Below are 12,523 nucleotides of genomic sequence, written 5' to 3' on the forward strand. Positions count from 1 at the left end.
CACTCACGACCGCCGGCTAGTACGGCCAGCCCGGCACGTTCAGCCGGATGCTGTACAGCCCGAAGTTCCCGTTGTCGCCGCCCGTGGACGGCGTCCCCGACGTGACGTAGAGGGTCTTCCCGTCCGGGCCGCCGAAGGCCGTGTTGGTCGTGTTCCGGCCGGCCGAGATCGTGCCGAGGGCCTGGCCGGCCGGGGAGAACACGTGGACCTTCCCGTCTCCGAAGGTGGCTTGGTAAACGTTGCCGGCGCAGTCGATCGTGCCGCCGTCCGTGCCCGCCACCGACGCGAAGTCGCTGCGAGCGCCCGTGCTGCCGTCGGTGTTGACGGGGTACTTGTAGATCTTGCCCGTCGCGTTGCCGCCGACGTACAACGTTTTCCCGTCCGGGGCCAGCTCGATGCCGTTCGGCTCGCGGATGGTGTCGTCGATCAGGCTGACCACACCGTCGCGCACCCGGAAGACGCTCGTCCTGCCCGCCATCTGGTCGGCCCGGTTCGCGCGCTGGAAGTCCGGGTCGGTGAAGTAGACGGTCCCGTCCGCACCCACAGTCACGTCGTTCGGCGAGTTGAACAGGTGCCCCTGGTAGTTCGCCGCGAGCGTCGTCCGCCGGCCCGTCGCCAGGTCGTAGGAGGAGACGCTGCGCTGATCGTGCGTCGCGGCGACCACGGACTTCCCGTCGCGGCTGATGGCCAGCCCGTTGCTGCCCGCGCCGGCGATCGCGGTGGCGAACGCGCCGGTCGACGGCGTGAACCGCACGACGTCCGACGGCTGGACGTTCTCGGCGCCCGCCCCGTCGTGCATGTTCGTCAGCAGCAGGGTCTGGGTCGCCGCGTCCCAGGTGGGTCCCTCCAGGAAGTTGAAGCCGTCCTTGATCTTCGTGGCGGTCGGGGTCGACGACGGCAGCGGCGTCCCGAAGGGACCCTGCGGGCAGGGACCGTTCGCGGGCGGGACCGTCGTCGTACCGGGCAGCACCCACTGCTGGTTCGTCCCGGTCGAACACGTCCAGATCTGCAGCTTGGTGCCGTCCGCGCTGGACACGCCCGCGGCGTCCAGGCACTTCCCGGACCCGGCGTTGACCAGGCGGCCCGCGTCGGCGCTCCAGCGCTGGGCGCCGGTGCCGTTGCAGTCGTAGACCTGCACCGCGGCACCGTTCGTGGTGGACGCGCCGGCCACGTCGAGGCACTTGCCGAGCGCGGCGATCGACCCGTCGTCACCGGCGGTCCACTGCTGGGCCGTCCCGCCGGTGCAGGTCCACAGCTGGACCCGGGTGCCGTTGGCGGCCGAACCGCCGGTGACGTCGAGGCACTTGCCGCCGATCCCGGTGACCGCGCCCGTGCCCGCCGCCGCCGCGCCGGTGACGCCCAGCCCGGCCGCGGCCAGCGCCGTCACGGCCACGGCGAGGACCCGCCCGGCGGCCGTCCGGGGCCGGGACTTGCGTCGTTCTGGGACACCTGACCTCGGGAACATGCCGCTCCTACGATCGTGTGCGGAGGAATCCGCTGCGACAGTGGCGGCTGTCAGGACAAATCGGGTGACCGGGTGGTCTCGCACCGTGACGGTAAGTTGGTATTACTTGCGAAGTCAAGAACGGGGTGCCGCTCACCGAGACCACCCCGGCCACCGTCGTGACGTGCCGTGTGCGGGGTGCCGGGCCGTTTCGTAGACTCCGCGGGTGGGCAGTGGTCGCGTCGTAGCCGACCGGTACCGGCTGGAGGAGGAGCTCGGACAGGGCGGCATGGGCGTCGTCTGGCGGGCCTTCGACCTCGAACTGGGCCGGCAAGTGTCGCTCAAACGATCCCTCGACGCCGACGCCGGGCAGATCCGGCGGGAAGCGCGCATCGGGGCCGGTCTGCTGCACCCGAACGTCGTCACGGTGTTCGACACGGTCACCGACGACGTCGACGCGCGCTGGCTGGTCACCGAATACCTGGCCGCGCGCAGCCTCGAAGAGCTCGTCGACGACGGCGGCCCGCTGCCCGAAGACCGGGTCCGGCGGATCGGCGCGCAGCTCGCCGCGGCGCTCGCGGCCATGCACGCCCGCGGCATCGTCCACCGCGACGTCAAACCGGGCAACGTCCTGGTCACCGAGGACGACGTCGCCAAGCTCACCGACCTGGGGATCGCCCGCTGGACCGAGGTCACCCGCACCGGCGGCGCCCAGCTCACCGGCACCCTCGGGTACGTCGCGCCGGAGGTCGCCGGCGGCGGCGAGGCCGGTCCCGAATCCGACGTCTTCTCCCTGGGCGCCACCCTCTACGCCGCGGTCGAGGGCCGGTCGCCGTGGGGGTCGGGCGAGGACGGCCCGTTCGTGCAGATGCGCCGCGCCGCCGGTGGGCGGCCCGCCCCGGCCGAGCGCGCGGGCCGGCTCGGCCCGGTCCTCGACGCGCTGATGGCCCGCCACCCCGCCGACCGGCCCACCGCGGCCGAGGCCGTCGCCCTGCTCGAAGCGGACACCCCCGCGCCCCGGCGGCCGCGACGCCGGTTCCGCCGCCGGCTGCTCGCCGTCGGCGCGCTGGCCGCGGTGCTCGCGCTGGTCGCGGGCTTCCTGCTCAGCCGGCCGCCGTCGGCCACCCCGGCGGGCGGGCCGAACACGCTCGGCGCCGATCCGGCCGCGACGGACCCGTGCGCGGCGATCTCGGTCGACTCGCTCACGCGGTTCGGCCAGCCGTTCATCGACCCCGAGCTGAAGAACTTCGGCACCTGCGTCGTCACGACCACCCTGGCCGACGGCACCGGCCAGGTGCAGACGACCCTCGACCTGACCGGCCCGCTGCGCTACCCGACCCGGCCCCCGGTGCCCGGCCGGATGGGCGACATCGAACGCCCCGAGGCCCGCGCCGGCGCCTGCGAGCGCAGCATCTCGCTGGCCGACACCAACCGGATCGACGTCACCTCGCGCCCGGTGACGCGCGCGCAGGACGCGCCCCTGTGCACCATCTCCGACTCGGTGCTCTCCGACGTGCTGCCCAAGCTCGCCAACGGACCCCTGCCGCGGCGCGACCGGCCGTTCCCGGACTGGTCGCTCGCCCACGTCGACGCCTGCGGCCTGCTCGACGCCGCGGCGACGGCGAGCGTCTCGGTCCGGGCCTCGCAGACCGACCGGGAGTTCGGCGGGTGGGGCTGCACCTGGGAGGACGACCCCCGCACGATCACCGTGCGCTACACCCGGGAGTGGCCGATCGAGCCGGACACCGACGTGCCCGGCGAGCGGATCCGTGCCGGCACCCGCAGCGCCGTCGTGGCACCGGTGCCGGGCGACCGGCCCGCCTGCGCGGTGCAGGTCGTGCACCGCTTCTACACCCCGGCGCTGCCGGTGCTGCGCGGCACCGAGCCGAACCGGGAGGAGATCGCCGTCGTCACCCTCGAAGACGCCGGGGCGGCCGGCGGGAACGCGCTGTGCGGCGACGCCCGGACACTGGCGGCCGCGCTCGCCGGACGGCTGCCGTGAAGCGGGGACCGGTCCCAGGCGGGCTCGGCTAAACACAGGGCCAGGCCAGTGCCGGAGCCGCCGGCGGGCCGGAGGGGGACGAGGTGGCGATGCGGGGTGTGGCCGGCGTGGTGCTCACGGTGGCGGCCATGGTCGTTCCGACGGCCGTGGGGGCCGCCGGAGCGGGTCCGCGGACCCTCCACGTCGGGCCCGGCGGCGAGTACGCCACCGTCCAGGCCGCGGCCGACGTCGCCCGCCCGGGTGACACCGTCGCGATCGCGGCCGGGACCTACCCGGGTGGCCTCACCATCCGGCACGACGGCGGCCCGGGCCGGCCGATCCGGTTCACCGGGGTGGGCGGCACCGCCGTGCTGACCGGCACCGGCGGCGACGCCGGCCTGCTCGCGGTCGGCAACCACTCCTGGCTGGAGTTCCGCGGCCTGACCGTCGCCGGGTCGACCGGCTTCGGCGTGTACGCCGAGGGCGCGCACGACCTCGTGTTCGACCGGTTCGGCGTCGACGGCGCCCGCGACGGCGGGCTTGTGCTCGTCGCCACCCGCCGTGCCACGATCCGGAACTGCGACATCCGCGGCACCAACGCCCGCGGCACCTCCGCCGACCACGAGGCGCTCAGCATCGCCTCGGGCTCGTCCGACGTCGAGGTGTCCGGCTGCCGCGTGCACGACAACGGCGAGGAAGGCATCGACGTCAAGTACGACGACGCCGCCCGGGTGAAGATCCACCACAACGTCGTCACCGGCAACCGCGGGCCGAACATCTACGTCGACTCTTCGTCCACTGTGGACGTCTACGCCAACGTCGTGAGCGGGACCCGCAACGCCGGCAAGGCCGGCATCGGCCTGGCCGTCGAGGACTACTCGGAAACCCGGCTGCTCTCGGGCGTGCGGGTCTTCGACAACCTCTCCACCGGCAACGCACAGGCCGGGCTGGACCTGTGGGTCGAGTCGACCGGCACGATGCGCGACCTCACGGTCGTCAACAACACCTTCGCCGGCAACGCGAAGGGCTCGGTGCACGTCGGCGGCGACCGGTTCGCCGGGACGAACACCCTGCGCAACAACGTCTTCGGCGACGGCCCGGTGACCGCCGGGCCGTTCACCGCCGACCACAACCTCACCGGCGACCCCGGGTTCGCGGCCCCGGGTGACTACCACCTCGCGCCCGGCTCGGCCGCCGTCGACACCGGCAGCGCCGCGCTCGCCCCCGCCTTCGACCTCGACGGTGTCCCCCGGCCCGCCGGCGCGGGCTTCGACATCGGCGCCTACGAGCGGAGGTAGCAGCCCGTGCCCGCCGAACGCCTCGACCCGCACCGCCAGCGCAGCCTGCGCCACGGCGTGACCGCGTCTGTGCCGGGCACGCTGAGCGCGCTCACCGTCACCGGCGGCATCGCGGTGCCCCCGGCCGCCGGCAGCCGGGTGAGCTTCGGCCGCAACCGGCTGGAGGTCGACGTCTGCGTCGGCGAGGACGACCTGCGGATCAGCCGGGTCCACGGGCTGCTGACCCACGACCGGGACCGCTGGTGGCTGAGCAACACCGGCCGCTCGCCGATCCGGCTGTCCGACAGCGTCCTGCTGCACCGCGACAGCGAGCCGCTGCCGCTGGCCGCCGGCTACACCGCGTTGTTCCTGCGCGGGACGCGCGACCGCGAGCACGTGCTGGAGCTGCTGGTCTCCGACGGGGAGGACACGGCCGCCGCACCCCGGCCGACCCACCCGACGGCCCCGCCGAAGCGCTGGCGGCTCACCGCGGAGGAACACCTGGTGCTGGCCGTGCTCGGGCAGCGCTACCTCGGTTACGACCCGCAGCCGCTGCCCCTGTCGCGCCAGCAGGCAGCCGCCGAGCTCGGCGAGCGGCGGCCGCGCGAGAGCTGGACGGCCAAGCGCGTCGAGCATATCGTTTCCCGTGTCCGGCAACGGCTTTCCGACGCCGGCGTGCACGGTCTGCGACGCGAGGAGGTGGGCGAACCGGTGGGCCTGACCCTGACGGTGAACCTCCTCCGGGAGCTGGTGCTCTCGACGACGCTGGTGCCGATGGACCTGGAATGGCTCGAGCTCCCCGACCCGCCCACGACGTGACCCCGCCGCGAGCTTCCCGCTTCGACGCGGTGCGCGACCGGCTTGCCGGTGGTGCGGCGAAGCGGCTGGCGCAGGCGGAAGCGCGGCCGGCGGAGGGTTTTCCCGCCGGAGCTGCGCGTCCCGTCGGCCGGTGCGGGCGGCCCGGTGAGGTCGTCGGCGTCGTCGTGCCCGGTGGGATCGGCGCCGCCCGCGTGCTCGGCGTCGACGCGCTGGAGCCGCTGCCGGCGAAAGCGGGATACGACCGGTTCGCGTGATCGCCCCGGCTCCGCTGAGCGCCGCCCGTTCGGTCCACAAAGGACAGTGTCGGAGCCGGTCGCCGGGAGCTGTCCCTGCCGGAAACCGGTTCCGGGGCTACACTCGGGATACGCCTCGGACCCCGGCGCCGTCGTGCTCGGGTGGTCGTTCACCAGGACTGAGGCGCTCATGTTCACTCGTATCACCAGGATCGTGTCGATCGCCGCCGCGACCGCGTTCGGCGCGGTCGGGCTGGTCGTGCTGCCGGCCGGCGCGCTCGTCGGCTGGGGCATGCTCGGCCTCGCGGCCGGCGTCAGCGCGTGGCTGGCGGTGACGGGCTTTCCCGCGGTGCGCGAGCGGCTCGCGGCGGCCGGTTCCGCGGCTTCCGCCGTGACGATCGGGGTCGTGACCGGCCTCGGCGCGCTCGGGGCCGGCGTGGCGATCGGCGGGTTGGTGGCCGTCGCGGGCGGGATGGCGGCCGCCTCGTTGCTGGTCGTGGCGGCGACGGCGTGGGCGGTGTGGCGGTTCCGGCCCCGCCCGGCGCCGAGCGCCCCTCCGGCCGCACCGGTCGTGGTGGAGGAACCCTCAGAAGCCTCCGGAGGCCCAGGAGTCACCGGAGTGACCGACCTGTCCACGGCCGAGCTGTGCCTGGCGTGGCGGCGCAGTTACGGCGAACTCCTGCGCGCCCCCGACGAGCCGGCCCGCCGGCGCGTGGTCCGGTCGCGGCGGGCCTACCTGGACGAACTCGAACGCCGGGACCGCGAGGGGTTCGCCCGCTGGCTCGGCAGCGGAGCCCGCGCGGGCGGCGACCCGCAGCGGTACCTGGCCGCCGGCGGGTGACCATTGGTCCCGGCCGAGAGGTCTTCGTGCTCTGACGCGCCGGCCCGCCAGGCGACATGCTGGCCGGAGTCGCCGTCCGGGCGACGGACGTCAGGAGGCGGTGATGGCCGACCAGGCCGCGGTGATCGTCGGGGTGGACGCCTCGGAAGGGTCGCTGCGCGCGGTCCGCTGGGCCGCGCACGAGGCGGCCCGGCGCGGCGCTGACCTGCGGTTGTTCCACGCGTGCGTGGTCGGCCCGGGCGACGAGGCCGAGCCACTGCCCGAGCACGTGACCCGGCGGACGCGGCACGCGGCGAAGATCGCCCGCACCGCGGCGCCGGGCATCGAGGTCGACGTCCACGTGGAGCTGGGGCTCGCGGTCGACCTGCTGCTCGCGGCGTCCGGGACCGCGCCCCTGATCGTGCTCGGCTCGCACGGCCTCGGCGGCCTGCGTGGCGCCCTGACGGGGTCGGTCACCCTCCGGGTCGCCGCCGGCGCGCACTGCCCGGTGGTCGTCTTCCGCGGCCAGGCCGGGCCGCAGGGCCCGGTCGTGGTCGGCGTGGACTCGTCGCCGGCGAGCGAGGAAGCTCTGCGGTTCGCGGCCGACGCGGCCGTCGCGCGCGGGGTGCCGCTGGTGGTGGCCCACGCCGGCCGGCCATCCGAACCGGGCACCGAATCCGAACTCGACGAGCTCGTCGCCGGCCTGGCGCAGAAGCACCCGGATCTCGACGTCACGACGCGCGTCGTCGAGGACCGTGAGCCGGCGCGCGTGCTGATGGCCGTCGCGCCCGACGCCCAGCTGATCGTCGTCGGCAGCCGCGGCCGCGGCCCGGTCGCCGGGGCCGTGCTGGGCTCGACGGGCAACGACCTGCTCGCGCGCTCGGCCTGCCCGGTCGCCGTCGTCCACTAGCGGGTGCAGGGTCCTTCGCCGGTCCGGGCGAGGTCGTTGGCCTCTGCTCCCGGGGCCGCGGCCGGGTGAGGGTGGAAGCATGAGAATCCTCGTCGCGGTGGCCACCCGGCACGGTGCCACCCGGGAAATCGCCGAACACCTCGCCACGTCGGTCGGCTCCGCGATGACCGACGCCGGAGCGGCCGCCGATGTCGAGGTTCGCGACGTCGGGCTGGTCCCGTCGCTCGAGGGCTTCGACGCCGTGCTCCTGGGCAGCCCGGTGGAGAACGGGCAGTGGCTCGCCCCGGCGCGGACGTTCGCGGAGTCCTTTTCGGACGGTCTGCGGTGGCTGCCCGTCTGGCTGTTCACCCGCGGCCCGGTGGCGGCGGGGCACGAACCCGCCCGCGAGCTCGTGCGGCAGCTGGCGGCCCGGGACCACCGGGTGTTCGACGGCACGGACGACCGGCCGCTGATCCGGGCCTGGGGCCACGAGATCGGCACGATCCTGGCCGTCGCGGCGGTCGCCGAAAGCACGCGGTGACCGCGCCGCACGGCGCGGTCGTCGCCGGGGTCGACGGCTCGGCCGCCGCGGTGCACGCCGCGGTCTGGGCCGGCGCCGAAGCGCGCCGCCGACGGCGTCCGCTGCGGCTGGTGCACGTCCACGCGCTGCCGCAGGTGCACACCCCGATCGCCGCCGGCACCCACGACCGGGTGCGCGCCGGGCTGGCCGAGCGCGCCGGGAACCGGCTCGCCGAGGCGCGGACCGCGGTGCTCGCGCAGTCCCCCGGCCTCGACATCGGGACCGCCGCGCGGGAGTGGAGCCCGGTCACGGCGCTCGTCCAGGAGTCGCGGAACGCGGAGCTGGTGGTGCTCGGGTCCCGCGGGCTCGGCGGCTTCACCGGGATGCTCGCCGGCTCGACGGCGGTGTCGGTGGTCGCCCACGCGCACTGCCCGGTCGTCGTGGTGCGTGGTCTGGCGCCGGCGGCGGGACCGGTCGTCGTCGGGGCCGACGGCTCGGCCGACAGCGACGCGGCGCTCGCGTTCGCGTGCGAGGAGGCGCGGCTGCGCGGCTGCGCGCTCACCGCGGTGCACACCTGGAGCGACATCGTCGCCGACGGCGTCCTGCGGCCCCATCCGTTGCAGAACAACGGATCCGAGATCGACCAGGCCGAACGGGCCAAGCTCGCCGACCAGGTGGGCGGCTGGCGGGAGAAGTTCCCGGACCTGACGATCGACCTCGACGTGACGCGCGGCCGCCCGGTCCGGACGCTGCTGGAGCGCGGGGAGCACGCGCAGCTGCTCGTGGTCGGCTGCCGGGGCCTCGGCGGCTTCACCGGCATGCTGCTCGGCTCGACCGGCCAGGCGCTGATCGCGCACGCGCCGTGCCCGGTCGCGGTCGTCCGGCCGCAGGCCGCGGAACTGCCCGACGCCGACCGCCCGACGCCGACCGCCCGAGGAGCCGAGGAGACCCGATGAAGGACAGGAACCGGACGGTCGTGGTGGGCGTCGACGGCTCGGGCGCGTCGATGGCGGCGGTGGCGTGGGCCGCGAAGGTCGCGTCCGCCCGCCACCTCGAGCTCGAGATCGTGCACGGCCTGCGGTCCACCGAGCTCGGTCAGGACGGCGGCATCGCGGGCACCGACGTCCTGTTCGACGCGGTGCGCCAGGACGGTGACCGGGTCGTCGCCGGCTCCCGCAAGGTGGCCGCGTCGATCGACGAGGACCTGGTGGTCACGGCGAAGACGCCGGCCGAGTCCCCGGCGCCGCTGCTCGTCGGGCTGTCGCGCCAGGCGCGGATGGTCGTCGTCGGCGCGTCCGGCTCGGGTGGCTTCACCGGGATGCTCCTCGGCACGACCGCGGCCACCCTCGTGAACCACGCGCACTCGCCGGTGGCGGTGATCCGGGGCCGCCACGGCACGGCGCACGTCCCGGAGTCGGGCCCGGTCGTGGTCGGGGTCGACGGGAGCGCGACGAGCGAGCTCGCGATCGCGGCGGCGTTCGAGGAGGCGTCGTTCCGCGGCGCGCCCCTCGTCGCGGTGCACGCCTGGAGCGACGTCACCTACGAGGACTTCTACGGCGCGGTGCGGATCATGCCGCAGTGGGAGTCGGCGCGGGAGGACGAGGAGCGACTGCTGGCCCAGCGCCTGGCGGGCTGGCAGGAGAAGTACCCGGACGTCGGGATCCGCCGGGTCCTGTGCCGCGACCGCCCCCGCCACGCCCTGCTCGAAGCCGCGCAGACGGCCCAGCTGGTCGTGGCGGGCAACCGCGGCCGCGGCGGCTTCGCCGGGATGCTGCTCGGTTCGACGAGCCAGGCACTGGTGCAGCACGCCGCCTGCACGGTCCTCGTGGTCCGGCTGGAGTCCCGGCGCTGAGACCCGCCGGCTCCCGGCCGAGGTGCTGAGCCGGAGTCGCTTCCCCGCGGCGACTTCCGGCCGGGCCCGCCGGGTGAGCAGGTCGGCCACCGCGCGGCGAGGTAGCGGTCCGCCGCCGAACCCTTCCCGAGCCGGCCGAGATCGACCGGCGGCGTTCTCGCGGGCAACTCGGCCACGGATTGCGGCACTACCTCCGACACCTCGGCGACGAGTTGCGGCGTTGTCAGCCGGACAACCGCAAGCCGGCGACGAGTTGCGAGGGGCCGCCCCGGGTTCACTCCATCAGTGCCGCGACCTACGGCCCGCGCTCAGGTGAGGGCGCTGATCCCGAAGAACACCGCCGCCGACACCGCGGCCGCCGCCGGGAAGGTCAGGACCCAGCCCAGCACGATGTCGCGGGCGATGCCCCAGCGCACCGCCGAGAGCCGCCGGGTCGCGCCGACGCCCATGATCGCCGCGGTGATCACGTGCGTCGTCGAGATCGGGGCCTTCACCGCGAACGCCGTCACGTACAGCACCGACGACGCCACCGACTCCGCGACGAACCCGTGCGGCGGGTCGAGCGGGAACACGCGGCGCCCGAGCGTCCGCATGATCCGCAGCCCGCCGGAGTACGTCCCGAGCGACAGCGCCGCGGCGCAGGCCAGGGTCACCCACAGCGGGACGTCGAACGTCTTCTGCTGCCCCGCGGCCACCAGGGCCAGCACGATCACGCCCATGCCCTTCTGGGCGTCCTGCAGGCCGTGGCCGAGCGCGAGCGCCGACGCGGAGACGATCTGGAAGCGCCGGAACACCCGGCCGCTGCGGTGCGGGTTCGCCCGGCGCAGCAGCCAGAGCGCGCCGACCATCGCGAGGTAGCCCAGCACCAGCCCGAGCAGCGGCGAGGCCACCATCGGGATCAGCACCTTCTCGGCGATGCCGGCCCAGTGCACGGTGCTCGCCGCGGCCAGCGCGGCCCCGACCATCCCGCCGATCAGCGAGTGCGAGGACGACGACGGGAGCCCGAAGTACCAGGTGATCAGGTTCCAGACGGTCGCGCCCACGAGTGCCGCGAAGACCACCGTGAGCGCGTCCGGGCCGACCGGGACGTCGATGATCCCCTTGGCCACCGTCGCGGCGATGCCGGTGGACAGCAGCGCGCCGGCCAGGTTCATCACCGCGGCCAGGACGAGCGCGGCCCGCAGGGTGAGCGCGCGCGTCGACACCGCGCTCGCGATCGCGTTGGCCGCGTCGTGGAAACCGTTGGTGTAGTCGAAGACCAGGGTCAGCACGATGACGGCGACCAGGGCGGCCGTCCCGGTCACTACGACTCCTTGACCGCGATGGTCTGCACCACGTCGGCCACGTGCTCGAAGGCGTCGGCGGCCAGCTCGAACTGCTCGACGACCTCCTTGGTCTTCAGGACTTCGAGGGCGTCGGCGCCGGGTTCGAACAGCTGGGCCAGCACCCGCCGGTAGATCCGGTCGGCCTCGTTCTCCAGCTCGTTGACCTCGATCCAGTACGGCTCGAGCTCGCCCACCTTCGCCAGGCCCGGCATCGCCTCCGCCGTCAGCTCCGCACACCGGCCGAGCGCCTGCACCAGCAGGTCGACGCCGGGCGGGAACGCCTGGATCCGGTAGAGCACGGCCAGGTCGGCGGCGGTGTCCATGAAGTCCAGCACGTCGTCGATCTTCGAGGCGAGCGCCTGGATGTCCTCGCGGTCGAACGGCGTGACGAACGAGCTGTTGAGCTCGACCATGATCGTGTGCATGAGCTCGTCACCCTGGTGTTCGACCTCGTGCAGCCGGCCCGCGATCGACTCCCGGTCGGCGGGCTCCGCGGCGACGAGGTCGCGCAGCAGCGCCGTGGCGGTCACGAGGTTCTTCGCCGCGTCGGTCAGCAGGTCGAAGAACTTCGTGCCCCGTGGGGTGAAGCGCATGGATGGGGTCCCTTCTTCAGCGCACCGCGATCATGCCCGGTCACCCGGGCTCCCGCAGGCTCGGGGCGCGACTTCCGGTGGAAAGCAGACACTCACTCCGGTGTCCACCGGCGGTCTAACCGGGGAGGTCTCCGGTGTTGGCGAACTCCAGCCGCTTGGCCACCGAGACGGTCTGGTCGGCGAAGCGTTCGTAGAACCGCGTCGCCAGGGCCGCGGCGACGGCCTCGCCGTGGCCGTGGCCCCAGCCGGCACCCGTCATCCCGGACAGCAGCTCGGCGTGCAGCGCGTCGACGGCTTCGTCCGCTTCGCGCAGGTCGCGGTAGCTGCCGCCGGCACCCGTGCGGATCTGGGTCGCGACGCCCTCGGCCATGCCGGCGGTCAGCTCGCCCATCCGCAGGAACGTCGGGTTCAGCTCCGCGGGCACGGCGTGGTCGGGGTGGGCGTAGCGCGCGCTGTCGGCGATGTGCGCGGCCAGGTCGCCCATCCGCTCGATCCGCTCCGCGCAGTAGACGACCGCCAGGACCTGGCGCAGGTCGCCGGCGACCGGGGCCTGCAGGGCGAGCAGCGAGTAGGCGTCCTCTTCGCACCGCGCGCGGTGGGCGTCGAGGCCGGCGTCGGCGGCGATGACCTGCTCGGCGACTCTGAGGTCGGCGTTCAGCAAGGCCTCGGTGGCCTGCCGGATCGCCGTCGCCGCCAGGTCGCACATGGTCGCCAGCAGCTCGCTCAGACGTTTCAGGTCGTCGTGAAATCCTTCTCGCACGACTCGGCAG

Annotated in this window: 13 protein-coding genes; 9 read left to right on the top strand and 4 right to left on the bottom strand. The window is 74.4% G+C overall.

Features of this window, described 5'->3' with window-relative positions:
- Positions 1-16: 16 nt before the first annotated feature.
- Positions 17-1,393 carry an SMP-30/gluconolactonase/LRE family protein gene (locus tag OHS58_RS19960; RefSeq protein ID WP_328649401.1) on the bottom strand — a complete coding sequence of 459 codons (1,377 nt, stop codon included), beginning with the start codon at positions 1,391-1,393 and terminating at the stop codon, positions 17-19.
- 277 nt (positions 1,394-1,670) lie between these two features.
- Here OHS58_RS19960 and OHS58_RS19965 point away from each other — a divergent pair, with 277 nt between their 5' ends.
- The 9 genes from OHS58_RS19965 to OHS58_RS20005 all read left to right on the top strand — a co-directional run bounded on the left by OHS58_RS19965 (position 1,671) and on the right by OHS58_RS20005 (position 9,835).
- Entirely contained in the window at positions 1,671-3,446 is a 1,776-nt protein-coding gene (locus OHS58_RS19965; RefSeq protein WP_328649402.1) for a serine/threonine-protein kinase, read from the top strand.
- An 89-nt stretch (positions 3,447-3,535) separates the two neighbouring features.
- A complete protein-coding gene (locus OHS58_RS19970; RefSeq protein ID WP_328649403.1) occupies positions 3,536-4,723 on the top strand; it encodes a right-handed parallel beta-helix repeat-containing protein in 1,188 nt (395 codons plus the stop codon).
- Between the two features lie 6 nt (positions 4,724-4,729).
- A complete protein-coding gene (locus OHS58_RS19975) occupies positions 4,730-5,521 on the top strand; it encodes an FHA domain-containing protein (RefSeq protein WP_328649404.1) in 792 nt (263 codons plus the stop codon).
- On the top strand, positions 5,518-5,775 hold the full coding sequence (locus OHS58_RS19980; protein WP_328649405.1) for a hypothetical protein: 258 nt from the start codon (positions 5,518-5,520) through the stop codon (positions 5,773-5,775). Before OHS58_RS19975 ends, OHS58_RS19980 begins: the two co-directional genes overlap by 4 nt.
- A 169-nt stretch (positions 5,776-5,944) precedes the next feature.
- Positions 5,945-6,595 (top strand): hypothetical protein, encoded by a 651-nt coding sequence (locus OHS58_RS19985; RefSeq protein WP_328649406.1) that lies wholly within the window; start codon positions 5,945-5,947, stop codon positions 6,593-6,595.
- Positions 6,596-6,698: 103 nt separating this feature from the next.
- Positions 6,699-7,484, top strand: coding sequence for a universal stress protein (locus OHS58_RS19990; RefSeq protein ID WP_326954376.1), 786 nt, complete (start codon positions 6,699-6,701; stop codon positions 7,482-7,484).
- Between the two features lie 79 nt (positions 7,485-7,563).
- Positions 7,564-8,004 carry a flavodoxin domain-containing protein gene (locus tag OHS58_RS19995; RefSeq protein WP_328649407.1) on the top strand — a complete coding sequence of 147 codons (441 nt, stop codon included), beginning with the start codon at positions 7,564-7,566 and terminating at the stop codon, positions 8,002-8,004.
- The gene (locus OHS58_RS20000; protein ID WP_328649408.1) at positions 8,001-8,939 is read left to right on the top strand and encodes a universal stress protein; all 939 of its coding nucleotides are present in this window, start codon (positions 8,001-8,003) and stop codon (positions 8,937-8,939) included. The genes OHS58_RS19995 and OHS58_RS20000 overlap by 4 nt, the downstream gene beginning before the upstream one ends.
- On the top strand, positions 8,936-9,835 hold the full coding sequence (locus OHS58_RS20005; RefSeq protein WP_326948272.1) for a universal stress protein: 900 nt from the start codon (positions 8,936-8,938) through the stop codon (positions 9,833-9,835). Before OHS58_RS20000 ends, OHS58_RS20005 begins: the two co-directional genes overlap by 4 nt.
- Before the next feature lie 308 nt (positions 9,836-10,143).
- Here the strand turns inward: OHS58_RS20005 and OHS58_RS20010 are convergent, their stop codons facing one another.
- From OHS58_RS20010 to OHS58_RS20020, 3 genes are all read right to left on the bottom strand, one after another.
- A complete protein-coding gene (locus tag OHS58_RS20010) occupies positions 10,144-11,139 on the bottom strand; it encodes an inorganic phosphate transporter (RefSeq protein WP_247049941.1) in 996 nt (331 codons plus the stop codon).
- On the bottom strand, positions 11,139-11,753 hold the full coding sequence (locus OHS58_RS20015; protein ID WP_326948271.1) for a DUF47 domain-containing protein: 615 nt from the start codon (positions 11,751-11,753) through the stop codon (positions 11,139-11,141). The genes OHS58_RS20010 and OHS58_RS20015 overlap by 1 nt, the downstream gene beginning before the upstream one ends.
- 115 nt (positions 11,754-11,868) lie before the next feature.
- Complete coding sequence (locus tag OHS58_RS20020; protein WP_326948270.1) at positions 11,869-12,513, bottom strand: phosphate signaling complex PhoU family protein; 645 nt, start codon at positions 12,511-12,513, stop codon at positions 11,869-11,871.
- Positions 12,514-12,523: the final 10 nt, after the last annotated feature.

The organism is Amycolatopsis sp. NBC_00348, assembly GCF_036114655.1.
Classification (GTDB): domain Bacteria; phylum Actinomycetota; class Actinomycetes; order Mycobacteriales; family Pseudonocardiaceae; genus Amycolatopsis.

What these genes read in the sequence shown, in the direction of transcription:
- OHS58_RS19995 (WP_328649407.1), top strand. Translation starts at nt 7,564, where the DNA reads ATGAGAATCCTCGTCGCGGTGGCCACCCGGCACGGTGCCACCCGGGAA.
- OHS58_RS19985 (WP_328649406.1), top strand. Translation starts at nt 5,945, where the DNA reads ATGTTCACTCGTATCACCAGGATCGTGTCGATCGCCGCCGCGACCGCG.
- OHS58_RS20005 (WP_326948272.1), top strand. Translation starts at nt 8,936, where the DNA reads ATGAAGGACAGGAACCGGACGGTCGTGGTGGGCGTCGACGGCTCGGGC.
- OHS58_RS19970 (WP_328649403.1), top strand. Translation starts at nt 3,536, where the DNA reads ATGCGGGGTGTGGCCGGCGTGGTGCTCACGGTGGCGGCCATGGTCGTT.
- OHS58_RS19990 (WP_326954376.1), top strand. Translation starts at nt 6,699, where the DNA reads ATGGCCGACCAGGCCGCGGTGATCGTCGGGGTGGACGCCTCGGAAGGG.
- OHS58_RS20015 (WP_326948271.1), bottom strand. Translation starts at nt 11,753, where the DNA reads ATGCGCTTCACCCCACGGGGCACGAAGTTCTTCGACCTGCTGACCGAC.